Below are 25,888 nucleotides of genomic sequence, written 5' to 3'. Positions count from 1 at the left end.
AGTGGAGGCGATGGCTCTACCCTGGACAAGGTGAATCGACGGATCGTGACTCTCCTGGCCGCCCTAGCTCCCATCGTCGTCTTGGGCATCGTCGGATCCCTCGTCACCGTTCCGTACGTCGCGCTGGGTCCGGGACCGACGTTCAACACGCTGGGCACAGTCGACACCACCGTCGACGGCAAGCAGGTCACGAAATCCGTGGTCGACATCGAGGGCACCGAACTCGATCCGACAACCGGCAACCTCAATATGACCACAGTCTCCGTTCGTGACGGGCTCAACCTGTTCGAGGCTTTCGGTCTTTGGGCCAGCGGTGACCACGGATTGGTTCCCCGCGCCGAGGTGTATCCGCCGAGCAAGACGAAGGAAGAAATTCAGCAGGCCAACACAGCTGACTTCCAGCAGTCCGAGAACAGCGCGGAACTCGCGGCACTCAACTTCCTGGGCAAGCCAGTCGCGTTGACCGTCACCAAGGTCACTCCCGACGGTCCCGCCAGTGGTGCATTGGCCGAAGGTGACACGCTGGTGAAGATCGGTGACACCCCCGTCGACACTGTCGGTGCGGTGCAAGAAACCGTTGCGGCGATAGCGCCGGGCACGCAGGTGCCGGTCACCGTGATTCGCGGCGGAGCCGAAACGACAGTGCCCGTAACTGTCGGAGCCCGGCCCAACCAACCCGAACTCGGATACCTCGGCATCACGCCGGAAGAGGTTCCCGACGTTCCGTTCGACGTGACGTTCAACCTTGCCGATATCGGTGGACCTTCAGCCGGCCTGATGTTTACTCTCGCGCTGTTGGACAAGCTGACGCCGGGTGAACTCAACGGTGGCCAGTTCGTCGCGGGAACCGGAACCATCGATTCGGACGGCCAAGTGGGGCCAATCGGAGGAATCCGCTTCAAGCTCATCGCCGCCGCCGAAGCCGGCGCTTCGACGTTCCTCGTCCCCGCGCAGAACTGCGACGAGGCAAAACAGAACGCGCCGGACGGTCTTCGACTGGTGAAGGTCGACAACCTGTCCGGCGCGGTGGACGCACTCGACAGCCTCAACTCGGGCGGCGAAGCACCCAGCTGCTAGTCCTCTACTAGTCCTCTTCGATCTCGTCCAGCGTCGCGTACAACGCGTGAACGAGGTGAGGAGCCAAACCGTCGTATGTCAGAAGCGCCGGCTCGGCGTAGGGATCTGCGTCCTCGTCCGGGCGCATCTGCAACAGCGACAGCGACGGCCCGTCGCGGAGGACGCCGACAAACAGGCGTGCCGCTCGTCGGTCCGGGTGCGCGTCGGCCGTCAGTCGGGCAATTTCGTCAGCCGCGTGTTCGTCGGTCAGGACCGGCTCGACGGCATGGTCGAGATCGGATTCCGCAGCGGGCGGCAGAACCACGATTTCCTGCACGAGGATGCAACCCTCGACGGAGTCGGGCCAGTTGGTCGTGGCCAGGAACTCGTCGAGTGCGCGTGATCCGCCGATGATGTCGTCGGGGAGTGGCTCCTGTTCGATCGGGGTGTATTCGGCCCCGTCCTCGAGTTGGTCGAGCAGGCCAGGTTCGGCTGCGGCAAGCAGCTCGGTGGGTACCAGGGCATACAACTTGGGTGGCTGATCCCAGCCTTCGGCGTCGATGTGGTCGACAACTTCATGAACGCACCGGGCAAGAGCCTTCGGTGACCTGTTCGGATTTTCTTCACTCACCCGTTCATCCTTGCACCTCGTGTTGTCATGCCGTGACTGTTGTTACGTAGAGTGGTCCGAAACGGCCAAGTCCACTCGGGCATGGCTGCACTGATCGATGCACTCGGTTGCGGCGCCTCGGCGTCGCCGAATCTTGGAGCGTGGCACGTGGGCATGCGGCCCCCCGCAGGTATACCCTCTCTGTCCAGACGCAGTCGAATCCTGTTGGGGGTAGCCGTAATTGTTGCGGTACTCCTGCTGATCGGTCCGCGGCTGATCGGCATGTACACCGATTGGCTGTGGTTCGGCGAAGTCAATTTCCGAGGCGTTTTCACCAAGGTTCTGCTCACCCGCACGCTGCTCTTCCTCGTCGTGGGCGTTGTGGTCGGTGCCATCGTGTGGTTGGCGATGATGCTTGCGTACCGCTCGCGTCCGGTTTTCGTTCCGGTGTCCGGTCCGAATGATCCGATCGCGCGCTACCGCACCACCGTCATGTCGCGTCTGCGTCTGTTCGGTGTGATCATCCCGATCGCAATCGGACTGCTGTCCGGACTGATCGCGCAGGCCAACTGGGTCACGGTCCAGTTGTTCTTCAACGGTGGTTCGTTCGGGATCTCCGATCCGCAGTTCAACCTCGACGTCGGTTTCTACACGTTCGATCTGCCGTTCTACCGCTTCGTGCTGAACTGGCTGTTTGTCGCGGTTCTCCTCGCCTTCGTAGCGAACCTTCTCACGCACTACATCTTCGGCGGCATCAAACTTGCCGGTCGTGCGGGAACGTTCACGACGGCTGCTCGCATCCAGTTGGCCGTATTGGCAGGAACTTTCGTTCTGCTCAAGGCAGTTGCGTACTGGTTCGACCGGTACTCGCTGCTCTCGAGCGATCGCAAGGAACCCACGTTCACCGGCCCCGGTTACACCGACATCAACGCGGTGCTGCCGGCCAAGCTGATCCTGCTGTCCATTGCAGTGATCTGCGCGCTGGCGTTCTTCGCGGCCATCTTCACGCGGGACCTCCGCATTCCGGCGATGGCTGTCGCTCTGCTCGTGCTGTCGTCGGTGTTGGTCGGCGCAGTGTGGCCGATGATCGTCGAGCAGTTCTCGGTCAAGCCGAACGCCGCAGACAAGGAAAGCGCGTACATCGAGCGGAACATCGCCGCCACGAGGCAGGCGTACGGCATCACCGACGACAAGGTGACGTATGAGCCGTACTCGGGTGACGGCACCGCAATTCCGCGCGATGTTCCGGCCGACGTCACGACCATTGCAAACGCGCGCTTGCTCGATCCCAACATTCTGTCGCCCACGTTCACGCAGCAGCAGCAGCGTCAGAACTTCTACGGATTCCCGCCGTCGCTCGATATCGACCGCTACGAGGTCGCGGGCGAAATGCAGGACTACATCGTTGCGGCGCGTGAACTCTCGCCCAACAACCTGCAGGGCAACCAGACGGACTGGATCAACAAGCACACCGTCTACACGCACGGCGACGGCTTGGTGGCAGCGCCGGCCAACAGGATCACCGCTCCGGTCCTCGATCCGACCAAGGAAGCAGCCAACAACAACGCGGGTTACCCGATCTATACGGTCAGTGACATCGCGTCGTTGGCCGCGGGAACGCAGGTCATTCCGGTCGACCAACCGCGCGTCTACTACGGCGAGGTCATCGCTCAGGGCACCTCGGACTATGCGATTGTCGGCGGTTCGAGCGGCTCCGAACCGCGTGAGTACGACACCGAGCAGACCAAGTACACGTACACCGGATCCGGTGGTGTCGATATCGGAAACTGGTTCAACCGGTTGGCGTTTGCCGCCAAGTACACCGAGCGCAACATCCTGTTCTCCGGTGCGGTCGGCTCCGATTCCAAGATCATCTACAACCGTGACCCGCGCGATCGCGTCGGCCAGGTTGCTCCGTGGCTGACCATGGACGGCGACGCCTACCCGGCTGCCGTGGACGGCAAGATCGTCTGGATCGTCGACGCGTACACAACGCTCGAGAACTACCCGTACGCGCAGCGCAGTTCGCTCGAGGGCTTGGTGGCCGACAGTGTCGACGCCACCACCGGCCGACTCCTTCCCAAGAAGGAGGTGTCGTACATCCGTAACTCGGTGAAGGCCACCGTCGACGCCTACGACGGCACGGTCACGCTGTACCAGGTCGATGACAACGATCCCGTCCTCAATGCCTGGAAGGGTGTGTTCCCGAACACGGTCCAGCCGCAGAGTGCAATTTCCGACGACCTGCGTGCGCACTTCCGCTACCCGGAGGATCTGTTCAAGGTCCAGCGCGAGATGTTGGCGAAGTACCACGTCGACAACCCGACCGAGTTCTTCACCAACAACGCGTTCTGGTCGGTACCCAATGAGCCGACGGTCGAAGGTTCCAACCAGAACGAACCGCCGTTCTACGTGATGGTCGGCGATCAGGAGACCGGTGAGCCGGCGTTCCGACTCATCAGCCCGATGGTCGGCTTCCGTCGCGAGTTCCTCTCCGCCCACATTTCGGTGGATTCGGATCCGAAGAACTACGGCAAGATCACCGTCCTGCAGTTGCCGACGGACAAACAGACGCAGGGTCCGTCGCAGGCTCAGAACTCGATGATCTCCGATCCGCGAGTGGGTTCGGAGAAATCGATCCTCGAGCGAACGAACACCATTCGATACGGCAACCAGTTGGCGTTGCCGATCGCAAAGGGCGGCATTCTCTACGTCGAACCGATGTACACCGAACGCAGTAACGCCAGTACATCGTTCCCGCAGCTCTCTCGTGTCCTGGCCAGTTACCAGGAACCGGGTGTGTCCGGACGTGTTCGGGTCGGCTACGCGTCGACGCTGGCCGAGGCTCTCGGTCAGATCTTCGACAACGGCGGTGCTGCCGGTGTGGCAACGGCTCCAGGCGGAACGGCCGAGACCGCTCCGACTCCGGATACCAGCACGGAAACCAATCCGACGCCTGGCGTCCCTGCCCCGGCTCCGACCGACACCGCGGCGGTTGTCGCGGAACTCGATGCAGCACTGACAAATCTGCGATCCACCCAGCAGAGCGGCGACTTCGCTGCGTACGGTGCGGCGTTGGATCGTCTGCAGAAGGCAGTTGACGCCTACCAGGCGCTGCCGAAGTAAGGGTTTTCATGGCAGAACTCGAAGGCCCACCATCCAAATCGGATGGTGGGCCTTCGAGTTTGTGCGTTGTGCGTGTGCGCCGGTATCAGCGCAGTGCTGCGAGCACCTGCGGGTTGGTGTCGGCGAGCTGCTGGAACTGCGCGCCGAAACCGTACTGGTCGGCAAGTGCGCGAGCGGAGTCGTAGCCCTGCTGTGCGGCGGGCTTGAACTCGGCCGGGATCTGGAATGCAGCGATGGGTGCTTCGACGACGGCCGGTGCTTCTTCGGCGACCGGTGCGGGCGCCGGAGCCTGCTCCTCGGATGCGACGGTCAGGTGCCTGCCGCAGCTGGGCCATGCGCCCGGGCCCTGGGACTGCAGGGTGTTCTCGGCAACGCGGATCTGCTCTTCCTTCGACGCGTTTGCGGGGGAGCCGGAGCCGCCGTTGGCGGTCCAGGTGCTCTGCGAGAACTGAAGGCCGCCGTAGTAGCCGTTGCCGGTGTTGATGTTCCAGTTTCCGCCGCTCTCGCACGCCGCGACGCCGTCCCAGTTGTGGGTGGCTGCGGATGCGGTGCCGGTGGAGATGGTGAGGGGTACTGCAACGAGGGCGCCGGCTACGGCCAATGTGCCTACTGCACGCTTGCTGATGCTGGTGTAAGACATGGGGTAAATCCTCTCCGCGCTCGCTGACAACGGCGGGCCTGCGGGTCGAGGTGGTGCTTTCGTCCCGGGCGCTTGTCTCTCCGTGTCTCTGCCCCTCGAAGGTTTCGGGGGTTCCGATCCCGCGGGGCAGAGTCAAGCAGCGGCGGGTCGGCGTTCGCCCGGTTGATTCGGGCCGGGATCGACCGTACGGGAGTTGCTTTCAAGGTTCACTTCACAGTTTTACGAGCTGACTGTTCGGTATCGGTCCGCGAAATCCGGACAATCGCCAGGTCAGATCCCGGCGATGCGGATTCGAGGCGTCTCCGTTACATGTCTGTTATGTGTTGATGGTCACGGGAAAATTGTGAGGCCGGTCACCGAAAATCATTGTTCGGGGCTCGGATGTGACTCTGGCGCAGGCGATTTGCATTCTGTTCACCGGCTCGTGTAGTTTTATCCATGCATCGCGGGGTGGAGCAGCTCGGTAGCTCGCTGGGCTCATAACCCAGAGGTCGCAGGTTCAAATCCTGTCCCCGCTACTAAAGAAAGAACCGCCGCACTGGAATCCAGTGCGGCGGTTCTTTTTTGTCAGGTTGTGTTCGGTGTGTGTAGGTCAGCAGCGCGTCGTACGTACGAGTAGTCCGGCGACATGAGCGCTCGCAGCGGCCCGGGCACCGACGGCGTCACCGGTCTCGATGGCCGAGGCGATCCGGGCATGTTCGGCTACAGCGAGACGCCGGTTCAGATCCGAACCCCACATGTCCGTCCGAAACAGATGTGATTGGCCGTCCAGGCGGTGCAGGGCCTCTCTGAGTGGGTCGTTGGCCGCTGTCTCCCGAATCAGATTGTGGAAATCGAGGTCCAGCGCGGAATCGCGCCGCCGATCCGGTGCGGTGCCCAACAATTCACGTTGTTCCTCGACCATTTTGTTCAGTTGGGCGACGATGTCGTGAGTGGCCCGGGTTGTGGCGCTGAAAGCCGCGAGACCGTCCAGGACCTCCCGGACCTCGAACACTGCGCGCAGTGAGTCCGCATCGAGTGATTCGACCTTCGCGCCGGCGTTGCGGGTGTGCACCGCGATGCCCTCGTAGATCAATTGCTGAACCGCCTCGCGAACCGGCGTTCTACTGACATTCAGCTTGGATGCGAGTGCGGGGACACTGAGCGGCGCGCCCGGGGCGAGTTCGCCGGAGAAGATGAGCTCGCGCAGAGTCTCGTGCACTGATTCGGTCAGCGGTGCACGTTCGGTTGTGGTCATGATTTCTTGTTGGTCATGGAATTCGAGGTCCCCTTGCACATCGTCGACATTACCCGGCCGCGCGTACTCGTTCGGCTTCTCTCAAGTCCCCACCGGGGGCGCGTCCACCTTTCAATCCTGCGACCTTCGCCGCGATGTTCTCGGCAATGGTGATCGGCGGATAGCCGACCTCGCCGGGCTGCAGCGTTCCCGGTAGCGCCTCGATGACGGCGTCGTGGTTTCCGTCGAAAAAGAATGCGGCAGAACGTCGTCTGATGATCCGACCGTCGACGATCGGTGGATCGACGCGGTGAATCGTGGACCGCCAGCGGTCGTTGGTCCAGCGAGCCATCGCGTCGCCGAGATTGATCAGCAGCGCGTTGTCCGCTGGTTGGGCGTCATGCCAGAGATTGTCGGCACCCAGGATCTGAAGGCCGGGCACCTGATCTGCCCAGAGGATGGTCAGAATCCCGAAGTCGGTGTGAGCGCCCATGCCGGTCATTTCGCCGGGTACAGCGATCTCGTATTCGGGGAGTGCGTAGTTGTTCATTTTCAGCGCATTGATCGAGTGGTCGAGCATGGAGTCGAAATATCCTTGCTCCAAACCCAGTGCATCGGTGAACGCGCGCATCAGGACTGCGGCCAAAGTCTGTGCGTGGGAGAAGTATTGCTCGACGGCAGGTCGAAATCCGGGTGCCGCATCCGGCCAGGTGTTGGCGGCGTAACTGGATTCGGGGAGGTCGAGGTCCGGGTAGTCGGCAGCCTCGGTTCCGACGACAACGGCTTCGTAGAAATCGTTCATCATATTTGCGGACGCGACACCCAGGCTCATGCTCAACGACTCCGACTTCGGCGGCGAGTATCCGCGGTTCTCGGACGACGAGCGAGCGTACGTCTTCTTCACATCCAGGGGCAGGTTGAAGAACTCGTCCAGCGCGCACGTCAGCCCGTCGATCGATTCGCGCGGAATTCCATGTCCCACAATCTGAATGAAGCCGACTTCGCGGCAAGCTCGATCCAGGTCGGTAGCGACGGCGGTGCGGGCAGCGTCATCGCGCTCGTCCGCCGAGTTCGCGACGTAGGGGCTGATGACGTAAGGGCTGATGTCGATGGTGGGAATCTCGAAGCTCATGTCAGTAGGTCCTTTTCATGCCAGTAGCTTCTTTTCAGGGGGAGTGGGTCGATCAGCGGCCTGACGTGTGCCACTTGCCGACCAGAATGCGGGAGAGGTAGCCGAAAGCGGAGAAGACCAGGACGCCGAACAGCGATGCAATGACGATCGCGCCGATCAGATCCTCGGACTGAAGTCGGCTGCGGTAGACGTCCAGAAGGGTGCCGATGCCGGGTTGTCCCTTTGCGAAGAACATGTCGCCGATAATGGCGCCGACGACAACAAGTCCCGACGCGGTGCGGATGCCGGTGAGAATGGCAGGCATCGCCGCACGCAGTTCGAGTTTCACCAGCCGATCCCAGCGTGATGCGCGTCCGAGGGTGAAGAGTTCGTGCAGTCCACGGTCCACGGACTGCAAACCGAAGTGGGTGTTGGTAATGATGGGGAACGCCGCGATCAGTACGCACACCAAGGTGCGGGCAGTCATGCCGTAGCCGAACCACAAGCCGATCAGTGGGACTATCGCGAGAATGGGAATGACCTGAAGCACAACGGCATACGGGTAGACGATCCGCTCGATCCATTTGGCCTGACTCATCAGCACGCCCGTTCCCACGCCGATGACAACGGCGACGACAAAGCCCACCGCAGCGACCTGCGCGGTGACGGCCAGCGCTTCGAGCATCGGACCCAAGTGTTTCCAGTCGAGTAGCGACTGCGTGAGCACTCGACTCGGCGGCGGCAGCATGAACTGGCGTTCGGGTGAGAGGACGAGGTTGCTCACTATCGACCAGAGCGCGAGGGCGCCGGCCAACGAGAGAAACGGAAACGCGATCGTGCTCCCGATTTTCTTCAGCCGTGGCTTCCAAAGCTGCATGGGTAGGGAAGTTGCTGTGGCGCTTACTGCTTCTCGGCGAAGGGTGAGTGCTTCGGTCATCGGAGGCTCCCGTGCAGACTGGCCGAAATTTCGGCGACGTATTCGGTGAAACGGGCGTCGTACCGCAGGTCCGGGCTGCGTGGGTAATCGAAGTCGATGTCGACGACCGAATGGATGCGACCAGGTCGCGCGGTCATGATGACAACCTTGTTGGCGAGATACACCGCCTCGGACACCGAATGTGTGATGAACATAGCGGTGAATCCCTTGTCCGCGTACAACCGTTGAAGTTCGACCTGCATGTCGAGGCGGGTCATTTCGTCGAGAGCGCCGAAAGGCTCGTCCAGGAGCATGACCTCCGGAGCCAAGGTCAGAGCCCGAGCGAGAGACACTCGCATCTTCATACCGCCGGACAGTGCATTGGGCAATTGCCCCGAAAAGTCTCGCAGGCCGACAGCGTTGATGGCTTCGGTGGCGCGTTCACGACGGAGGGTTTTGGGCGCGCCGCCCAACTCGGCCGACAACTCGACATTGGATTGCACTGTTCGCCAGGGTAACAGCGTCGCCTCCTGGAAGATGAAGCCGACCGATTCGGTGTCGAGGGCAACGGATCCGCTGGTGGGACGCTCGAGGCCGGCGGCCATGCGCAGTAGTGTCGACTTTCCGCAGCCGGACGGGCCGACCACGGCCACGAAGTCGCCACGACGAACATCGAGATTGATGCCGTCCAGTGCCACCGTGCCGGTGTCGAATTTCTTCACTACATCGGTGAAGGCCATCTGCATGGACGTGGTCAGCCTGCGTGCGTCGGTGTCCTGCATCGTGTTTGCGAGTTTCATCCGTGCCTCCGGATCGTATGATGCATGCAAAATATCTGCGTTCTGATGGGTTTGAGTCTGGATTGCATGTATGTCGTGTGGATTTCTCAGTGTTAATTGATTGTGACATTGCAGGTGGATCGGGTATCTCGAATGATTAACCTCCGAGAAACAAAGTGGCATCTGCATGTAATCGAAGTGCTACACACTTGGCTCATCCCCAATCTGCATGTCAGAGTCACTTCATTCGAGGAGAACCCAAGTGAGTAAACGCACAACTGTGGGAACTGCCGGTATTGCCCTCGCGCTGCTTGCCGCATTCGGATTGAGTGCATGCAGTTCGAGCGACGCTGACACGGCGGTTGCGTCGGAGGCGCTCGAACCGGCTGCGGAGGCACAGACACTGACTGGCGCATGTCCGGAAAACGTTGTGGTACAGCTGCAATGGCAGCCGCAGTCGGATATGGGCGCGCTGTTCGAAATGCTCGGGCCGGGATATACGGTCGACACAGACGACAAGTCGGTCAGCGGCACTCTGGTCGCGGGCGGCAAGGATACCGGCGTCGATCTCACGCTTCGGGCAGGTGGCCCGGCGATCGGGTTCCAGTCCGTCAGTTCTCAGATGTACGTGGATGATTCGATCACCCTGGGTCTGATCCATGGTGACCAGGTGATCGCCGCGTCGGCGAGTCAGCCCGTCATGGCGGTGACTCCACTACTCAAGTACAGCCCGGCAATCGTGATGTGGGATCCTGCGTCGCACCCTGATTGGAAGAGTGTTGCCGACATCGGCAAGACCGATGCAAGCGTCGTGGTGTCCAAGGAACAGTTGTTCCCGCAGTGGCTGGTTGCGAAGGGGTTGTTGAAGGCCTCGCAGCTCGACACGAGTTATGACGGCGCACCGTCGCGCTTCGTCGGCGACCCGACCATTGCGCAGCAAGGATTCGCGAATTCCGAACCGTACACGTACGAGAACGAGACACCGGCCTGGGACAAGCCGGTTTCCTTTGATCTGCTGAAGGATTCAGGCTTCGACATCTATGCATCCAACGTGTCGGTCCGAGCCGACAAAGTAGAATCGCTCTCGTCCTGCCTGACCAAATTGGTTCCGATCATCCAGCAAGCGAGCGCCGACTACATCACCGATCCGGCCGCAGCCAATAGCGCGATCGTCGATATTGTCTCCCAGGATATTTCGTTCAGTCCCTACACCGAGGGCGAGGCTGCCTTCAGTGCTCAGATGTTGAAGGACGAAGGTTTGATTGCAAACGAGGCCGACGGTTCAGTGGGAACGTATGACATGGCCCGAGTCACCCGAAACGTCGCCGACCTGACGCCCGTTCTGGTGGCAGGCGGTGCAGCGATTCCGGATTCACTGACCGCAGAACAGATCTACACCAACAAGTTCACCGACCCGTCCATCGGAATCCGCTGATCAGGAGACTAGAAAAATCATGACGTACGAGATGACCGAACTCAGCCGTGAGAGCCGTATGGGCGGCCTCGGTACCGAAACAACCGACCGCGAAGTGCGTCGGATCGATCTCTCCGACTTCGAGAACCGCCGCAGCGAGATAGCGGACGAGTTATGGTCGGCTGCAACAGATATCGGATTCTTTCAGGTTGTCAACCACGGAATCGACATCGGAGAAGTTCGCAAGGCGTTTGCCGCGACCGAGAACTTCTTTGCGCTACCCGGTGAGGTCAAGGCCCGATATCCCTTGAAGAAGGGATTCAATTCCGGCTGGGAGAGCATGTCGCAAGTGCGGCCGTCGATCGGGACACCCGATCAGAAGGAGTCCTACCAGGTAACTCGCCCCCACATGGGTGACCTGTGGCCCACCGACGACGAACTTGCGGGCTTCCGCGAAACGATTCTCGATTTCGAGGCACGGTGCTGGGGCGTCGCGATGGCCCTGCTCTCGTGTTTCGCAGACAAACTCGGATTCGAGCGGGACTTCTTTGCGAAAGCGCACGATCCGTCGGTAACCAGTTACCAGAGCACCCTCCGGTTGCTCCACTATTTCCCGCTCGCTCCCGACGCCGACGTCCAAGGAATGTGGCGGGCCGGTGCCCACACCGACTTCGACTGCCTGACCTTGCTCTTTCAGCGCGACGGTCAGGGCGGCCTGCAGTTGTGCCCGGGTAAGGAGATGGAGGCTCAGGAATGGACGTCTGTGGAACCCGCCGAGGAAGCGATCACCTGCAATATCGGTGACATGCTGATGCGATGGAGCGACGATGTGCTGCCGTCGAACTTTCATCGCGTCAAGAGCCCAGGCCCGAACGACTATCGGGGACCCCGATACAGCCTGGCATTCTTCGCGCAGGCCAACCGCGACATCACGATCGAAGGTCCGGCCGGGAAGTATCCGCCGATCACCGCCGAGGATTATCTCTACCAGCGCGTGAATGCCAATTTCGCCCGCTGAGCCGACCGAAGATACGGAGAAAACGATGAGTACCGCACCCGCCAGCATCACCATCACCGACGTCACCGTGTACAGCGGTAGGCAATGGCTCGAAGGTCGAGACGTCGTGGTGACAGACGGCATTGTCACCGCGATCGAGGCGTCACGCGGTACGTCGGCTCTCGGTAGGTCGGACGGTGGTGACCCGAAGCCCGGGAGTGTTGACGGATCCGGGGCATACCTGATTCCCGGATTCGTCAACACGCACACGCACATCCAGCAGTCGCTGATGCGAGGTATCGCGGAGGGAACTCCACTGCTCGAATGGCTGCTTGCCGTCGCCGAGGAATCGGTGCTGATCACCCCGGAAAAGGCATATACCGCAACAGTTGCGGCCAGCTTGGAGGCCCTGCGGAGCGGCACCACCACATTGATGGAGCACATGTGGCCGCACCCGTCGAGTGCGGTACACGACGCTGTCATCCGAGGATTGCACGACACCGGAATTCGCGCCCTGTTGGGGCGCGGGGTAGGGGATCGATCGGACCCGACGCGTAAGTGGGGCTTTGATCCGCGGCTTTTACAGCCATTGGGCGACGTCCTCGATCACACCGATCAGATCATGCGAGACGTTGCCGGATCGCGCATCGATGCTGCTGTGGCAGTGCCGAATCCGCGATCGCTGACTCCGGAGGGAATGGCGCAGGTGCGTGAATTTGCGCAGGCGCGCGGACTGACCGTGTCGATACACCTGCTGGAGACGCAGACCGACAATATGATGTGCACTGAACACACGGGGATGGGTGCGGTCGACTTTCTGGACGCGAACGATTTCCTGTGGGATCGAGTTCTCGCGGTTCACTGCGTCGAACTCGATGATCGTGGTCAGAAAGTGCTGGCAGAGAGGGGAGTTGGTGTCTCCTACAACCCGGTGAGCAACATGCGACTCGGTAGCGGGGTTGCACCGGTGCCGAGTTTCCTGGAAGCCGGCCTCGCAGTGGGGCTGGGGGTGGACGGCGCCGCCAGCAACGATACGCAGGACATGCTCGAAACCTTGCGTACCGGTGCCTACGTGCAGCGGGCCACCCGAGCGCGTGCGGACCTCCTCGGTTTTGGGGCCATGATCGATATCGCCACCGGCGGGGCCAACAGTGCTCTCGGATTGCCGCCGAGATCAGGCGGTGTGTCTGTCGGAGATGCTGCTGATCTCACCATGATTCGGTTCGAGAGAGACTTCGGATGCCTGCCGGTGCGCGACCCGGGTGCATCCATTCTCACGACCGGCACCCGGCAGATCGTCGACACCGTTCTGGTTGCCGGCGAGGTTGTCATCCGGGACGGGCACTCGACGCGGGTAGACGAGGCTGAATTGATCAGTGCACTGTCGGCGCTGTGAGTATGTGAAGTCTTAAACCTCGTCGACGTCCATCTCGATCAGCACGCGGCGCAACAGCTTTCCCGTTGCGTTGCGGGGGAGTTCCTCGATGAACAGGACTTCACGGGGTACCTTGTATCGCGCCAAGTTGGAGCGGACGTGAGATTTGAGATCCTCGGCGTCCTTGTCTGCACCGGGGGCGATCACAACAAAGGCGCGCAGCCGGTGCCCGAAATCCGCGTCCTCTACTCCGATCACCGCAGCTTCCAGCACATCCGGATGATCGGCTAGGAGGTTCTCCACTTCGAGGGGATATACATTTTCGCCGCCGGAGACGATCATGTCGTCATCGCGGCCGTCGACAAACAGCAGACCGTTGGCGTCGAAGTGCCCGACGTCACCGGTGGAGAGGAGTCCGTTGATGCGCTCCTTGTCACGGCCGTCGGTGTACCCCTCGAAGCTGAGGCCGCTCGACACGAAAATTCGTCCGATCGTGTGGGGAGAGTTGATCTTCTGATTGTTGTCGTCGAACAGTTCGACGTGGCACGTGACGGGCGCCCGGCCGGCAGTGCCCGGCGCGATCGTGAGATCTTCGGGTGTGGCGACAGTGGCGACGGCTACTTCGGTGGAGCCGTACAGGTTGTAGAGGACGTAACCGAATGCCTCCGTCACTCGTTTGCAGAGATCGGGTGAGAGTGAGGACCCGGCGGAGAAAATGATCTTCAGGTGTGAGGTGTCGTATTTCGACAGCACTTCGGGGCCGAGATCGATGATACGAGTCAGCATGGTCGGAACCACGACAAGGCTGTCGCACTTGTGTTGCGCCACAAGCTTGACCGTGTTCTCGGGATCAAATTTCCGGTGCATCACGACGGTTTGTCCCAAACCGAGGGCGAGCGCGAACTGGGAGACACCGGTGCCGTGGAAGGCCGGCGCCGCCATCATCATTGTCTGCCCGCGGCGAAGTGGCACTCGGTCGAGGAATTGCGCCGACGCCAACGGCGAGGTGTGGCTGCGCGGCGCGCCTTTCGGGGTTCCGGTGGTTCCGCTGGTCAGAAGGACAAACCCACCACTGCGTTCCGGCGCCGGCACTGCAGAGGTGGTTCGGCCCGCAATGACGTCGTCGAGTGTGCGGATGGTGGTATTTTCGCGCTCCGCCCAGGATCGGTATCGCCTTGTGGTGGCAGGGAGGGCGTCGGCGACTTCGGTGAATTCGTCGTCGTAGACAAAGGCCGCGACATTTTCACGGGCCGCGACGTCCACCAGTTGAGGGCGCGCGAATCCTGTGTTCATGAGGACAAGTTTGGTGCCGTTCTTGGCTGCCGCGAGCATGGTCAGAACCAGGCCACGATGGTTCCGGCACATCGCGCCCATCACGGAATCGGATGTGATGCCGTCGGCCTGCCAGGCCCGTATCAGTGCGTTGCTCTGGCGTTCCAGTTCGGCGTACGTGATCGGTCCACGTTCGTCGATGATGGCTACCGCGTCGAGGCCGCTTTCTGCGTGCGCGTGGACGGGACCGGCGAAGGGTCCGTACTTGTCCACAGCTGCAATGGATTTCAGACCCTTGTCGAGCCGGGGAAACGGGATCAGTCCCGCTCGCGTCATGACTCCCACGGCGCCGATGGTGTCTGTGATCTTGGTGACCAATCCGGGCATGGGTAAACCTCTTCCGAGCGTCGGTGAAAGGACCGGATCTCAGCCTAATCGAAACCGGAGACTTTCACCGACGATCTCGGTGCCGTGTTTACTTCAGTTCGGTAGACGACTTTCCCAAGAGGCGACGAGCAATGATCAGCTGCTGAATCTGCTGCGTGCCCTCGAAGATGTCGAGGATCTTGGAATCCCGGCCCCACTTCTCCAGCAGCGGACGTTGGGAATAGCCGTACGTTCCGGCGAGTTCCACTGCCTTGAGTGTGATGTCGGTGCCCGTGCGGCCTGCCTTGGCCTTGGACATCGATGCCTCGAGGGAGTTCGGCTTCTTGTTGTCCGCCATCCAGGCTGCGCGCAACGCGAGCAGATAGGCGGCTTCCCAATCAGCTTCCATGCGAATGAACTCGGCTGCCGCTGCATGCTGGTTGTAGACCGGTGTGTCGTACGAGATCTCGACACCGGCTTCCGTCAGGATGGTACGCAGCTCTTCGAGGGCGGCGCGGCCGACGCCGACAGCCATGGCGGCCACCAACGGGCGGGTGTTGTCGAACGTCTGCATGACGCCGGCAAAGCCCTTCTCCACGTTGACCTCTGCGCTGCCGAGGATGTTGTCCGCGGGAATTCGGCAGTCCTGGAGCAAGAGTACGGCGGTGTCGGACGCTTTGATGCCCAGCTTGTGCTCGAGACGGGCGACGCTCAGGCCCGGCGCGTCGCGCGGCACGACAAACGACTTGATGGCCGCCCGGCCCTTGGATTTGTCGACTGATGCCCAGACGACGATATGGGTGGAACGCTCACCGGCGGTGACAAAGATCTTCTCGCCGTTGAGAACCCACTCGTCGCCGTCCAGAACCGCTGTGGTGCTGACTGCAGCAGAGTCGGACCCGAAGCCGGGCTCGGTGATGGCCATCGATGCCCACACCTTGCCGAACCGTTCGAGTTGCTCGTCCGTGGAAACGGCGGCGATCGCCGCGTTGCCGAGTCCCTGGTAGGGAATCGAGAGCATGAGACCCACGTCGCCCCACGAGGTTTCGAGGGAGTTGAGCAGCGCCGACATGTTGCCACCGTTGGCGTTGCCCGTCTTACCGGAATCGGCTCGGCCGCCGGCAGCGCCGCCGATGTCACCACCCGAGTCGGACAGACCCTCCACCATGGCGGCCATCGTGTCGAGTTCGACCGGGTATTCGTGTTCGGCCAGATCGTATTTACGCGAGATGGGTCGGAAGATCTGGGCTGCGACCTGGTGCGCCTGGTTCGCGGATGCTTTGAGCTTCTTGGGAAGTTCGAGATTGATCATCGTGGTTCTCCTGGAAAGTCAGCGGCGTCAGATGAGGACAATGCCCTCGGCAACGCCGATGGCTCGAAGATCGCGGTACCAGCGCTCGACCGGGTGTTCCTTGGTGAATCCGTGTCCACCGAGGAGTTGCACGCCGTCGAGGCCGATCTGCATACCCTTCTCGGAAGCCAACTTCCGGGCGAGGGCGGATTCACGAGCAAAGGACAACCCCTGCTCGGCACGCGAAGCGCCGCGTAGCGTGACCAGGCGCATTCCGTCCAGTTCGATGGCGATGTTGGCCACCATGAAGGCAACCGCCTGGCGATGGCTGATCGGCTCGCCGAATGCTTCGCGCTCGTTCACGTACGGAATCACGTAGTCCAGGACAGCCTGGCTGGTGCCTACCGCCATCGACGCCCAACCGAGGCGAGCGAGACGGATCGCGTCGGCGTACTCGGCCTTGCGCTGATCGGCGTCGCCGTCGCCGAGAAGTGCGGATTCGGGAACCGAGACGTCAGTGAGGATCAGGCGGCCCAGTGATGCGGCCCGCAGTCCCATGCTGGGATCAGCTTCGACGACAAGGCCTTTGGTGTCCGACTCCACGATGAAGAACGACGGCTTGCCGTCGAGTTCCGCGGCGATGACAAAAAGCTCCGACGTTGCGGCGGCAGGTACCAGGCTCTTGACACCGTTGAGGCGATATCCACTCGGGGAGCGAACGGCTTTAGTCTGCAGAGCAAAGGGATCGAACAGTGCGCGGGGTTCGTTGACTACCACGGCAGCGCCGGGAACCTGCTCGCCGGTGAATGCGGGGAGGTACGTCTTCTGCTGTGCGTCGGTGCCCCACTGAGTAAGGGCGACGGCTACGCCGCTGGGGGCGAGGATCGGCAGTGCCAGCCCCATGTCTCCGTGCGAGAGTGCCTCGGCGACAAGTGAGTTGGTGACCGCGCCGCGGTCGGATGCGGCGCCGTCGAGTTCCTCGGGGACGTTGATCAAGGTGATCCCGAGTTCGGCGGCACGCTTGGTCAGATCGGCGGGAGCGGTGGCGGCCTCATCGGCGTCATGTGCCGCGGTGCGCAGGATTTCCGATGCAAAGTCGCGCACGGTCTCGACGATCATCTTCTGGTCGTCGTCGGGCGTGAGATCGAAGTAGTCCGCGTTTTTGGCGGGGTTGTCCGGCAGTCGCTTGGGCGCGTCGTTGCCGGCGACCTTCTTGAAACCGCGCGTTGCGGCGCCGAGTGTTTTGAAGCCGGTCTTGGTGCCCTCGTAGGTAACCCGGTCGATGGTCTGGCGCAGGTTGAACTTATCTGCGAATTCAGAACCCGTGATCTTGGTCAGCACGCGCATGGCGGTACCCATCGCATCGCGCTTGACGGGGTTGAGGCCGACTGCGGACGTGTCGCGAGGGTGCGCCGTGGCATGGCTCTTGCTCGGGGCCACACTGTCTTGCTTGGTCATGATCACCAGGGGTTTCTCGGTGTCGGGGCGTTGGACGCTTCTATCTTACTCAGGAGTAAGGTCAGTTGTCGAGAAACCCTCGAAATGACACGAGTCACGTCCACTCCTCCCTGGGTAGGAGGTGCCCTGACCCCGAGCGTCATAGGCTCGACAGGTGAACCGGACAGATGTGCCAGATCGGATTCAGCGGTATATGCGTTACGCGCCGTTGGTATTGATTCCGTGCCTACTGATTGCAAGCACGTATCCCGGGGAGTATCGGGTTCCCGTCGGCTATTGGATCGTCTCGATGCTGTCGGCGCTCGTTTTCGTGGCCGGTCGCCGGTGGCCGGTTCCTGCTTCGCTGGTCATCTCGGCACTTGCCGTTCCGATGTTCGTCGCCGACGCGTGGGGACTTTCCGAACTCGTGCCGTATCTCGGCGCGGTAGCCGTCGTCGATGTCACGATGCGGGCCGAGCGCCGGGACCTGGTTGCCGTATCGGCAATCGGATGGTGCGGGTCCGTACTGGCTGGGATTTGGTTCGAATCTCACGAAGCATTCTGGTCGGTCACCACTGCCGTGAAAGTGCTTGCGTACGTGGGCTTACCGCTGCTACTCGGATTGTATCTGCGCTCGCAGCGTGAATTGGCCGCGAACAATCTCGCGCACACCCGAGCTGCGGAACGGAGCGCTCTGGCCCGGGAGCTACACGACATCGTTGCGCACCATATGGCGTCGATCGTCCTGAGAATCGGAGTCGCTCAACACGTATTGGCACCGCAGGACGAGGCTGTGCGCGAAGTCCTCGCCGACGTGCGTGCAACCGCGTCGGATGCGCTGACCGATATACGCCGCCTTCTGGTCGCATTGCGCGATCCCTCGCTCGGCGAGGTTGCTCTGGTCGAACCGGAGGCCGTCGACGCCGAAATCGAGGCTGCGGTCGATCGTGTGCGTGCTGCCGGCTTCCAGGTTCAGTCACACGTCGAGTCGGGTGCAGCTGACCTCGACGCCATCGGCCGGTTGACGTTGTTACGGGTAATTCAGGAATCGCTGACCAACGTCATGAAGCACGGAGACCGGAAGGGGTCCGTCTCGGTATCGGTTCACCGAGACGACGATCGGGTGCATGTCGGGGTGGTCAACAACTTCGAAGGATCAGCCCGCGGGGCGGGTCACGGCCTGGTAGGTATGAACGAGCGCACTGAGTTGGTCGGCGGCGAGTTGACAGCAGGCGTGCGCGATGACGGGAGATGGGAAGTGCACGTGAGTATTCCGCTGGGTGCGACGGGTGGGGACTCGTGATCGGCGTACTGATCGTCGACGATCAGCGACTGGTTCGCGCCGGTTTGCGGATGCTGTGCACTGCGGCAGAGGGCATGACCGTATCCGGTGAGGCGTCGAACGGCGTCGAAGCGGTAGCGCTCGCCGCCGAACTGGATCCCGACGTGATCCTGATGGACCTGAGGATGCCCGGCCTCGACGGAATCGGTGCCACGCAGCAGATCGTCAGTTCCGGGCGCCGCGCACGTATTCTTGTGCTCACCACCTTCGACGACGACGATCATCTGTATCCCGCGCTTGCTGCCGGGGCTTCGGGGTTTCTCGTCAAGGACACCGAGCCAGCCGAGTTACTCGGCGCCATCCGCCGGATAGCCGAGGGCGAGATGGTGTTCTCCCCGGAACTGCTCCGGCGCGTCGTGAATCGAGCGGTGATCGGCGCCCCGGACACCGCTGTAACAGAATCGGTTTCGCTGACCGCGCGCGAATCGGAAGTACTCGCCCTGGTTGCGGAAGGGAAGAGCAATCAGGAAATCGGGGACGCGCTGCATTTGGGTGTGACGACGGTCAAGACTCACGTGGCGAACCTGATGTCGAAGACTGGCTGCGACAATCGGGTTCGCCTTGCCGTGTACCACTTACAGAACCGTCAATGACCGGTGCGCATGTCCATCTGCATCGGCGCGGCTTTCCGTCCCGGTTCGAGGACGAGGAATTGGCCCATCATGCCCTGATCCTCGTGCATCAGCAGGTGGCAGTGGAACATGTACGGGAAAGTGGGATCGGTGTATTCGGACCACCGCAGGGCGACGCGAATCCTGCTGCCCGGTGGCGTGTAGACGGTGTCCTTGAGGCCGCGCAGGTGAGGTGGGGGAGTGCGACCGTCGACGTCGAGGACCTGGAATTGCACGTCGTGGACGTGGAAGTTGTGTGGCCAGTTGTCCTTGTTGGTGATCGTCCACACTTCGGAGGCGCCGGCCACGGCCTCGAAGTCGATGCGGTTCATGTCCATTCGCTGGCCGTTGATCATGTACCACTGCAGATCGAAAGACCGGATAACGCTTGCCGTCGACGGATCGAGTCGCGGTATCGTCGCCAACTTCGACGGGAGGGTGGACTGTGACTTTCGGAGGCCGACGCCCCGTAGTTCGATGATGTCGAAGCGGTCGTTCATGCCGAATTCGGTTGCGTCGGAGTAACTCACGCCACCGCCGTCCTCGATCGGAAACGACACCACTGTGGCGGTGGAGCCCGGATCGACGTGGACCACGATCTCCGCGCGCTCGCCGGGACTGAGCTGAATCCGCTTTGCCGGTATCGGTGATTCGAGAAGACCGCCGTCGCTGGCGATCAGATCGAAGGTCCGGTCGTCCGGGAACCCCAGGTTGTAGAGGCGACCGGAGGAACCGTTCAGAATGCGCAGTCGCACAACGCCGGTAGTGACGTCCAGGTGGGCATCGGCGATGCCGTTGGTGACGATCGTGTCGCCGAGCAGACCGACGTCGGTCGGGTCGGTCTCGTCGAAACTGCCGTCCGCGGTGAATCGGCGATCCTGGATGATCAGTGGAATATCATCCACTCCATAGGTTTTCGGGAGGTCCAGCGTATCGGTATCGGCGTCGTCGATCAGGAACAGTCCGGCGAGTCCGCGCTGTACGTGCCGTTCGGTGGCTCCATGCGGATGTGGGTGATACCAGAGCGTCGACGCAGCTTGGTCGATGGTCCACGCCGGTTCCCACCGCCCGCCGGCTTCGATGGTCTGGTGCGGTCCGCCGTCGAACCTGGCGGGTAGATGCATGCCGTGCCAGTGCACGGTTGTGGGCTCTGCCAGTGCGTTGTCGATCGTGAATGCGACGGATTCCCCGCGCCGGGCTCGGACCGTCGGACCCAGGATGGACTCGTTGAAACCCCAAGTGTCAGTGATCTTTCCCGGGACGATCTCGGTGGTTCCGGCGCCCGCGCGGAGTGTGAAATGGCGGACCCCGGCGTCGTCGACCGTGGATGCAGCCAGCGGCGGAATCGGTAACGGACGCGAAGAGCCTGGTATTGCCGTAGGCCGTGAGGCCCCTGAGGAGTCGGCGCCGCAGCCCACCGCAAGTCCGAGGGGCGCGGCAGCCAGACCGAACAGTATCGTGCGCCGGGAAATCCGGTTCATCATTCTCCTGAAGTAGTGCGTGATCGACTACTCCAAGTCAACGTGCCCTGATGCCGTGCCGAATCCTGCCGACGGGCCTGCCAGGACTCCTCCCTCAGGCCCTTGCGGCGAGTGAGGAGTTCTGTTACTCGGCCTGCTGCCGCAGCCGCGCGAGAACATCCTCGTGCAGCAAGCCGTTGGTGGCAACGGCACTGCCGCCGTGCGGGCCGGTTCCGCCGTCCAAGTCGGTGAAGGTTCCGCCGGCTTCGCGGATCAGCACGTCCAGTGCTGCGAGGTCCCACAGGGAAACCTCGGGTTCGGCGGCGATATCCACTGCTCCTTCGGCGACAAGGCAGTACGAGAAGAAGTCTCCGTACCCGCGCACGCGCCACACGTGATCCGTGAGATCGATGAACTGATCGCGGATTCCGCGGTCCTTCCAGCCGGACAGGCTTGAAAAACTCAGGCTTGCGGATTCGCTGCGGTCGACGGCGGACACCTCTATCGCTCGGGCGTCGCCGCCGTCGTAGGAGGTATAGGCGCCCAAACCTGTTGCCGCCCACCAGCGTCGGTTTAGTGCTGGCGCGCTGACGACGCCGACGACGGGTACGCCGTCCTCGAGCAAACTGATCAGGGTTGCCCAGACCGGCACGTTGCGCACGAAGTTCTTGGTGCCGTCGATCGGATCGACCACCCACTGCCGTCCTTCGAAAACCGCGTCGCCGCCGAACTCTTCGCCCAGCACCGAATCTCCCAGTCGAGCTTCGGACAGCGTCGCACGCACGGCGCGTTCGACGGCGAGGTCGGCGTCGGAGACCGGTGTGAGGTCGGGTTTGTCGTCCACTCGCAGATCGAGAGCGCCGAAGCGGGCGCGAGTGATCGCGTCGGCCTCGTCGGCGAGACGCAGGGCCAGAACAAGGTCGGAAGCGAGATCGGTCACGGGAACACAACTTACCGTCCTGCTCGCACAGTCCTGTCTACGCGGGCAGAACTTCGTTCAGCTTTCCGGTTGCCACATCGAAGACAAATCCGCGCAGTGAGGTCGTCGCAGTGATGAACGGACTGCTCTCGATTCGGCGTAGTGATTGCCGTACGTCTTCGTCGACGTCGGGGAACGATTCGGGCGACCAGGACGGTTTGACGCCGATCTCATCCTGGATGGTGCGCTTGAAATCGTCGTCCGTGAACGTCAACATTCCGCAGTCCGTGTGGTGGACAAGGATGATCTCGGTGGTGCCGAGTAGGCGCTGGCTGATGGCAAGCGACCGGATTTCGTCGTCAGTGACGACGCCACCGGCGTTGCGTATGACGTGTGATTCGCCTTCTTTGATGCCCAGCATGCGGTAGACGTCCAGACGCGCATCCATGCAGGCGAGAACTGCAACGTGTTTGCTCGGTGGCAGGGGGAGCGGTCCGGAGAATCGCTCGGCGTATGCGGCGTTGTTCTGTAGATATTTGTCGGTGACGGTCATGGATACGCCTTTCTGGTTCGGGTCCTGATTCGAGTCGCGGTTATAGCAGGGTTTGGCACCCGGTAGCCTTGAGAACCGTGCATCCTGACGTAATTGCAGACCTGAACGCGCTCGACACCACCCTTCGCACCTGCGAATCGGTCGTGGACGTCGAAGAGCTGCGTCGACGCATCGACGAGCTCGAACATCAGGCTGCCGATCCCGGCTTGTGGAACGACCAGGACCACGCTCAGCAAGTAACCAGCCAGCTGTCGCATGCCCAATCGGAGCTTCGCCGAATCGTGGCGCTGCGAGAGAGGCTCGACGAGATGCCGATTCTGTACGAATTGGCGGAAGACGAAGGTCCTGACGCGATTGCCGACGCCGACGCCGAACGCGCCAGCCTGCGCGAGGACATCGCGGCGATGGAAGTCAAGACCATGCTGTCCGGTGAATACGACGAACGTGACGCGCTGATCAATATCCGCTCCGGTGCCGGCGGCGTCGACGCAGCGGACTGGGCCGAGATGCTCATGCGTATGTACATCCGTTGGGCGGAAAAGCACGATTACGGTGTCGAGGTCTACGACACGTCGTACGCAGAAGAAGCGGGACTCAAGAGCGCGACGTTTGCGATCAAGGGGCCGTACACCTACGGCACGCTGTCGGTGGAAATGGGCACGCACCGCCTGGTCCGGATCAGCCCGTTCGACAACCAGGGCCGTCGCCAGACGTCGTTTGCCGAGGTCGAGGTTCTGCCGGTCGTCGAGACCACCGACCACATCGAGATCAACGAGAACGACATCCGCGTCGATGTCTACCGTTCGTCCGGTCCCGGTGGTCAGTCCGTCAACACCACCGACTCCGCGGTGCGCCTGACGCACATCCCGACGGGCATCGTCGTGACGTGTCAGAACGAGAAGTCGCAGCTCCAGAACAAGGTGTCGGCGATGCGCGTCCTGCAGGCAAAGCTACTGGCGGTCAAGCGTCTGGAAGAGCGAGCCGAGATGGATGCGCTCAAGGGCGACAGCGGAAGCTCCTGGGGCAATCAGATGCGTTCGTACGTTCTGCACCCGTACCAGATGGTCAAGGACCTGCGCACCGAGTACGAGGTCAACAACCCGTCCGCAGTGCTCGACGGTGACATCGACGGTTTCCTCGAGGCCGGCATTCGCTGGCGCATGAGCGAGAACCAGTCCGCATAAGCGGCAACCGAAAGGCACGATGACTTTTCTCAGACCTGGGCAGAACCTGCTCGAATGGCTCCAGAACCCTGGATTGTCAGTCCTCATGACCGTGCTCGGAGCGATGATCCTTGCCCGTCTGGTCAGTTGGGGCGGCAACAAGGTCACCGACCAGATCGACGCCAACTATCAGTTGGGTGACGCTCTGGTCCGTTCCGAGGCCACCAAACACCGCCATTCCGTGGCTCAGGTCATCACGTGGGTGGTCATCACCTTCATCTACGTGATCGCGACGCTCAAGGTTCTCGACCAGTTGAACCTCCCGATCGGGAGCCTCGTGGCGCCGGCGACGGTCCTCGGTGCCGCCCTCGGTTTCGGTGCACAGCGCGTCGTGCAGGACATCCTTGCCGGCTTCTTCATCATCACCGAACGCCAGTACGGCTTCGGCGACACCGTGCGACTCGCGATCACCGGTTCGTCCGATGACGCCGAAGGTGTCATCGAGGACGTGACCTTGCGAGTCACTCGAATGCGGAACGCAGACGGTGAAGTGATCACCGTTCCCAACGGTCAGATCGTGAAAGCGACCAACCTGTCCAAGGATTGGGCACGCGCGGTTATCGACGTTCCGGTTCCTGCGACTGCCGACCTCAACCGCGTCAACGAAGTTCTACGCCAGGTCGGCGTTGACGCGATGTCCGACCGTGGACTCAAGAAGCTCCTGTTGGACGAGCCCACAGTCATGGGCATCGAAAGCCTCGAAGTGGATCAGGTCAGCATTCGGATGGTGGCGCGCACGCTACCCGGCAAGCAGTTCCAGGTCGGTCGGGCACTCCGTGTGCGAGTTGCCGCGGCCCTGCGTCGACAAGGAATCACGGTCACACCGGGACTTCATACGGGCAACATCGAGGAGGCGAGCGAATGACCGAGCAGGAACCCCGCCGCGGTCTCGACCGGATCCTCCACCTCGACTGGATGCCCTCCCGCTTGTTCGGTGGCCGAATGCGGACGTCGACGTTCATCTTGGTCGTCGCCTGGATGCTCGCCTACGTCGCCAACGCGTATCTCAACCCGGTGGAGCCAACCGTAGCCACGCCCGCGCCGGCCGCAGGGTCGTCTGTGACGGAGCCGTACACGCCGCCTCCGGTGGGGACGACGACTACAACTGTCCCGGAGTCTTCGGTGCCTTCGTCCTCGGAATCGGTGCCGTCGACGACCGAGGCTCCAGGCTCGGCAACTCCTGGTTCAGCGACTCCTGGTTCAGCTCAGAGTGGTGTTACGTCGACGGTGACGACGACAGCACCGCCCCCGGGCCCTCCGGTCGGTAATTCCGGCAACGACAATTCCAACTCGGGCAATTCCAACGGCGCAGCCACGACAATTCCGAGCACAACAGCTGCGACAACGAGTGGAACCGGGTAACACGGGCGCACTGGCCGCGCGTTGCTCCAAGGTCACTGTTCGATAACGGCTAGACTGGCTTGTTGTGATCAGCATGAAGAACGTGTCGAAGTCCTACAAGGCCTCCACCAGGCCGGCGCTCGACAATGTCAGTGTGGAGGTGGAGAAGGGGGAGTTCGTGTTCCTCATCGGCCCCTCCGGCTCCGGCAAGTCGACCTTCATGCGACTACTGCTGAAGATGGAGTCGCCGACGTCGGGTGACATCGAGGTCGCGGATTTCCATGTCAACAAGTTGTCAGCCCGTCGGGTTCCGAAGCTGCGCCAGGCCATGGGTTGCGTTTTCCAGGACTTCCGACTGCTGCAGCAGAAGACGGTGTCCGAGAATGTCGCGTTTGCGTTGGAAGTGATCGGTAAGCCACGCGACGTGATTGCGCGCACGGTTCCCGAGGTCCTCGACATGGTCGGCCTGGCCGGCAAAGCCGATCGACTTCCGACCGAACTGTCCGGTGGCGAGCAGCAGCGCGTAGCTATCGCGCGCGCTTTCGTGAACCGGCCGCTGGTCCTCCTCGCCGACGAGCCCACCGGCAACCTCGATCCTGAAACCAGCCAGGACATCATGCTGCTGCTCGAGCGAATCAACCGCACCGGCACCACCGTCGTCATGGCCACTCACGACCATCACATCGTCGACTCGATGCGTCGACGAGTCATCGAACTCGATCTCGGCAAGGTCAGCAGAGACGAAGCGCGGGGTGTGTACGGCGTCGGCAGGTAAACGCCGACTGCTCACCACTCGTCCGAACGCCCACCGGTAGCCGCGAAGCCGCCGATCA

Annotated in this window: 23 protein-coding genes and 1 tRNA gene; 12 read left to right on the top strand and 12 right to left on the bottom strand. The window is 61.9% G+C overall.

The features are described from left to right. Positions 1 to 30 precede the first annotated feature (30 nt). Positions 31 to 1,077, top strand: coding sequence for a YlbL family protein (locus V2B23_RS18995; RefSeq protein WP_430951766.1), 1,047 nt, complete (start codon positions 31 to 33; stop codon positions 1,075 to 1,077). 7 nt (positions 1,078 to 1,084) lie between these two features. Here the strand turns inward: V2B23_RS18995 and V2B23_RS18990 are convergent, their stop codons facing one another. Next, complete coding sequence (locus V2B23_RS18990) at positions 1,085 to 1,687, bottom strand: PPA1309 family protein (protein ID WP_430951765.1); 603 nt, start codon at positions 1,685 to 1,687, stop codon at positions 1,085 to 1,087. A gap of 147 nt (positions 1,688 to 1,834) precedes the next feature. On the opposite strand from V2B23_RS18990, the gene V2B23_RS18985 reads away from it, so the two are divergent. Further along, complete coding sequence (locus tag V2B23_RS18985) at positions 1,835 to 4,792, top strand: UPF0182 family protein (protein WP_430951963.1); 2,958 nt, start codon at positions 1,835 to 1,837, stop codon at positions 4,790 to 4,792. Between the two features lie 85 nt (positions 4,793 to 4,877). Here the strand turns inward: V2B23_RS18985 and V2B23_RS18980 are convergent, their stop codons facing one another. Next, positions 4,878 to 5,432, bottom strand: a complete 555-nt coding sequence (locus V2B23_RS18980; protein WP_430951764.1) for a transglycosylase family protein — start codon at positions 5,430 to 5,432, stop codon at positions 4,878 to 4,880. Between the two features lie 444 nt (positions 5,433 to 5,876). Between V2B23_RS18980 and V2B23_RS18975 the strand changes: the two genes are divergently transcribed. After that, a tRNA-Met gene (locus V2B23_RS18975) sits at positions 5,877 to 5,950 on the top strand. Positions 5,951 to 6,024: 74 nt separating this feature from the next. Here the strand turns inward: V2B23_RS18975 and V2B23_RS18970 are convergent. From V2B23_RS18970 to V2B23_RS18955, 4 genes are read right to left on the bottom strand one after another with little or no spacing between them, the layout of a single operon-like run. Further along, positions 6,025 to 6,669 carry a GntR family transcriptional regulator gene (locus tag V2B23_RS18970; protein ID WP_430951763.1) on the bottom strand — a complete coding sequence of 215 codons (645 nt, stop codon included), beginning with the start codon at positions 6,667 to 6,669 and terminating at the stop codon, positions 6,025 to 6,027. Positions 6,670 to 6,718: 49 nt separating this feature from the next. Continuing rightward, entirely contained in the window at positions 6,719 to 7,780 is a 1,062-nt protein-coding gene (locus V2B23_RS18965) for an isopenicillin N synthase family dioxygenase (protein WP_430951762.1), read from the bottom strand. A 52-nt stretch (positions 7,781 to 7,832) separates the two neighbouring features. Continuing rightward, positions 7,833 to 8,636 carry an ABC transporter permease gene (locus V2B23_RS18960; protein WP_430951962.1) on the bottom strand — a complete coding sequence of 268 codons (804 nt, stop codon included), beginning with the start codon at positions 8,634 to 8,636 and terminating at the stop codon, positions 7,833 to 7,835. Between the two features lie 56 nt (positions 8,637 to 8,692). Continuing rightward, positions 8,693 to 9,475, bottom strand: coding sequence for an ABC transporter ATP-binding protein (locus V2B23_RS18955; protein ID WP_430951761.1), 783 nt, complete (start codon positions 9,473 to 9,475; stop codon positions 8,693 to 8,695). 208 nt (positions 9,476 to 9,683) lie between these two features. Between V2B23_RS18955 and V2B23_RS18950 the strand changes: the two genes are divergently transcribed. Genes V2B23_RS18950 through V2B23_RS18940 form a run of 3 tightly spaced genes read left to right on the top strand, consistent with a single transcriptional unit; the run spans position 9,684 to position 13,261 of the window. Beyond that, on the top strand, positions 9,684 to 10,889 hold the full coding sequence (locus tag V2B23_RS18950) for a nitrate ABC transporter substrate-binding protein (protein ID WP_430951760.1): 1,206 nt from the start codon (positions 9,684 to 9,686) through the stop codon (positions 10,887 to 10,889). Between the two features lie 19 nt (positions 10,890 to 10,908). Further along, entirely contained in the window at positions 10,909 to 11,886 is a 978-nt protein-coding gene (locus V2B23_RS18945; RefSeq protein ID WP_430951759.1) for an isopenicillin N synthase family dioxygenase, read from the top strand. Positions 11,887 to 11,911: 25 nt separating this feature from the next. Beyond that, a complete protein-coding gene (locus tag V2B23_RS18940) occupies positions 11,912 to 13,261 on the top strand; it encodes an amidohydrolase family protein (RefSeq protein ID WP_430951758.1) in 1,350 nt (449 codons plus the stop codon). Positions 13,262 to 13,273: 12 nt separating this feature from the next. Here the strand turns inward: V2B23_RS18940 and V2B23_RS18935 are convergent, their stop codons facing one another. The 3 genes from V2B23_RS18935 to V2B23_RS18925 form a co-directional block, all read right to left on the bottom strand. Next, the gene (locus V2B23_RS18935) at positions 13,274 to 14,899 is read right to left on the bottom strand and encodes an acyl-CoA synthetase (RefSeq protein ID WP_430951757.1); all 1,626 of its coding nucleotides are present in this window, start codon (positions 14,897 to 14,899) and stop codon (positions 13,274 to 13,276) included. An 88-nt stretch (positions 14,900 to 14,987) separates the two neighbouring features. Continuing rightward, positions 14,988 to 16,190, bottom strand: coding sequence for an acyl-CoA dehydrogenase family protein (locus V2B23_RS18930; RefSeq protein ID WP_430951756.1), 1,203 nt, complete (start codon positions 16,188 to 16,190; stop codon positions 14,988 to 14,990). Between the two features lie 27 nt (positions 16,191 to 16,217). Further along, a complete protein-coding gene (locus tag V2B23_RS18925; protein ID WP_430951755.1) occupies positions 16,218 to 17,633 on the bottom strand; it encodes an acyl-CoA dehydrogenase family protein in 1,416 nt (471 codons plus the stop codon). Between the two features lie 187 nt (positions 17,634 to 17,820). On the opposite strand from V2B23_RS18925, the gene V2B23_RS18920 reads away from it, so the two are divergent. Further along, positions 17,821 to 18,909 carry a sensor histidine kinase gene (locus tag V2B23_RS18920; RefSeq protein WP_430951961.1) on the top strand — a complete coding sequence of 363 codons (1,089 nt, stop codon included), beginning with the start codon at positions 17,821 to 17,823 and terminating at the stop codon, positions 18,907 to 18,909. After that, entirely contained in the window at positions 18,906 to 19,541 is a 636-nt protein-coding gene (locus tag V2B23_RS18915) for a response regulator (RefSeq protein WP_430951754.1), read from the top strand. Before V2B23_RS18920 ends, V2B23_RS18915 begins: the two co-directional genes overlap by 4 nt. Here the strand turns inward: V2B23_RS18915 and V2B23_RS18910 are convergent. The 3 genes from V2B23_RS18910 to V2B23_RS18900 form a co-directional block, all read right to left on the bottom strand. Beyond that, the gene (locus V2B23_RS18910) at positions 19,535 to 21,040 is read right to left on the bottom strand and encodes a multicopper oxidase family protein (protein WP_430951753.1); all 1,506 of its coding nucleotides are present in this window, start codon (positions 21,038 to 21,040) and stop codon (positions 19,535 to 19,537) included. The genes V2B23_RS18915 and V2B23_RS18910 overlap by 7 nt on opposite strands. A 124-nt stretch (positions 21,041 to 21,164) precedes the next feature. After that, on the bottom strand, positions 21,165 to 21,959 hold the full coding sequence (locus tag V2B23_RS18905; protein WP_430951752.1) for an inositol monophosphatase family protein: 795 nt from the start codon (positions 21,957 to 21,959) through the stop codon (positions 21,165 to 21,167). Positions 21,960 to 21,996: 37 nt separating this feature from the next. Next, positions 21,997 to 22,491, bottom strand: coding sequence for a beta-class carbonic anhydrase (locus V2B23_RS18900; protein ID WP_430951751.1), 495 nt, complete (start codon positions 22,489 to 22,491; stop codon positions 21,997 to 21,999). A 77-nt stretch (positions 22,492 to 22,568) separates the two neighbouring features. Here V2B23_RS18900 and prfB point away from each other — a divergent pair, with 77 nt between their 5' ends. From prfB to ftsE, 4 genes are all read left to right on the top strand, one after another. Continuing rightward, the gene (gene prfB / locus V2B23_RS18895) at positions 22,569 to 23,675 is read left to right on the top strand and encodes a peptide chain release factor 2 (protein ID WP_033231132.1); all 1,107 of its coding nucleotides are present in this window, start codon (positions 22,569 to 22,571) and stop codon (positions 23,673 to 23,675) included. Positions 23,676 to 23,694: 19 nt separating this feature from the next. Next, the gene (locus tag V2B23_RS18890; RefSeq protein WP_430951750.1) at positions 23,695 to 24,579 is read left to right on the top strand and encodes a mechanosensitive ion channel family protein; all 885 of its coding nucleotides are present in this window, start codon (positions 23,695 to 23,697) and stop codon (positions 24,577 to 24,579) included. After that, positions 24,576 to 25,076: a hypothetical protein gene (locus tag V2B23_RS18885; RefSeq protein ID WP_430951749.1), complete on the top strand. Its 501-nt coding sequence runs from the start codon at positions 24,576 to 24,578 to the stop codon at positions 25,074 to 25,076. The genes V2B23_RS18890 and V2B23_RS18885 overlap by 4 nt, the downstream gene beginning before the upstream one ends. 73 nt (positions 25,077 to 25,149) lie before the next feature. Then, a complete protein-coding gene (gene ftsE / locus V2B23_RS18880; RefSeq protein WP_202025995.1) occupies positions 25,150 to 25,830 on the top strand; it encodes a cell division ATP-binding protein FtsE in 681 nt (226 codons plus the stop codon). The last annotated feature ends 58 nt before the right edge of the window (positions 25,831 to 25,888 follow it).

It is taken from the genome of Rhodococcus sp. 24CO, from assembly GCF_050586165.1.
Classification (GTDB): Bacteria; Actinomycetota; Actinomycetes; order Mycobacteriales; family Mycobacteriaceae; genus Rhodococcus_F.
Note: the sequence above shows the minus strand (reverse complement) of the source record. Positions and strands in the feature narration are given on the sequence as shown.

Coding starts and splice junctions, on each gene's coding strand:
- V2B23_RS18885 (WP_430951749.1), top strand. CDS start 24,576: ATGACCGAGCAGGAACCCCGCCGCGGTCTCGACCGGATCCTCCACCTC.
- V2B23_RS18940 (WP_430951758.1), top strand. CDS start 11,912: ATGAGTACCGCACCCGCCAGCATCACCATCACCGACGTCACCGTGTAC.
- V2B23_RS18980 (WP_430951764.1), bottom strand. CDS start 5,432: ATGTCTTACACCAGCATCAGCAAGCGTGCAGTAGGCACATTGGCCGTA.
- V2B23_RS18920 (WP_430951961.1), top strand. CDS start 17,821: ATGCGTTACGCGCCGTTGGTATTGATTCCGTGCCTACTGATTGCAAGC.
- V2B23_RS18965 (WP_430951762.1), bottom strand. CDS start 7,780: ATGAGCTTCGAGATTCCCACCATCGACATCAGCCCTTACGTCATCAGC.
- V2B23_RS18935 (WP_430951757.1), bottom strand. CDS start 14,899: ATGCCCGGATTGGTCACCAAGATCACAGACACCATCGGCGCCGTGGGA.
- ftsE (WP_202025995.1), top strand. CDS start 25,150: ATGAAGAACGTGTCGAAGTCCTACAAGGCCTCCACCAGGCCGGCGCTC.
- V2B23_RS18960 (WP_430951962.1), bottom strand. CDS start 8,636: ATGCAGCTTTGGAAGCCACGGCTGAAGAAAATCGGGAGCACGATCGCG.
- V2B23_RS18950 (WP_430951760.1), top strand. CDS start 9,684: ATGTCAGAGTCACTTCATTCGAGGAGAACCCAAGTGAGTAAACGCACA.
- V2B23_RS18900 (WP_430951751.1), bottom strand. CDS start 22,491: ATGACCGTCACCGACAAATATCTACAGAACAACGCCGCATACGCCGAG.
- V2B23_RS18910 (WP_430951753.1), bottom strand. CDS start 21,040: ATGAACCGGATTTCCCGGCGCACGATACTGTTCGGTCTGGCTGCCGCG.
- V2B23_RS18955 (WP_430951761.1), bottom strand. CDS start 9,475: ATGAAACTCGCAAACACGATGCAGGACACCGACGCACGCAGGCTGACC.
- V2B23_RS18890 (WP_430951750.1), top strand. CDS start 23,695: ATGACTTTTCTCAGACCTGGGCAGAACCTGCTCGAATGGCTCCAGAAC.
- V2B23_RS18945 (WP_430951759.1), top strand. CDS start 10,909: ATGACGTACGAGATGACCGAACTCAGCCGTGAGAGCCGTATGGGCGGC.
- V2B23_RS18970 (WP_430951763.1), bottom strand. CDS start 6,669: ATGACCACAACCGAACGTGCACCGCTGACCGAATCAGTGCACGAGACT.
- V2B23_RS18930 (WP_430951756.1), bottom strand. CDS start 16,190: ATGATCAATCTCGAACTTCCCAAGAAGCTCAAAGCATCCGCGAACCAG.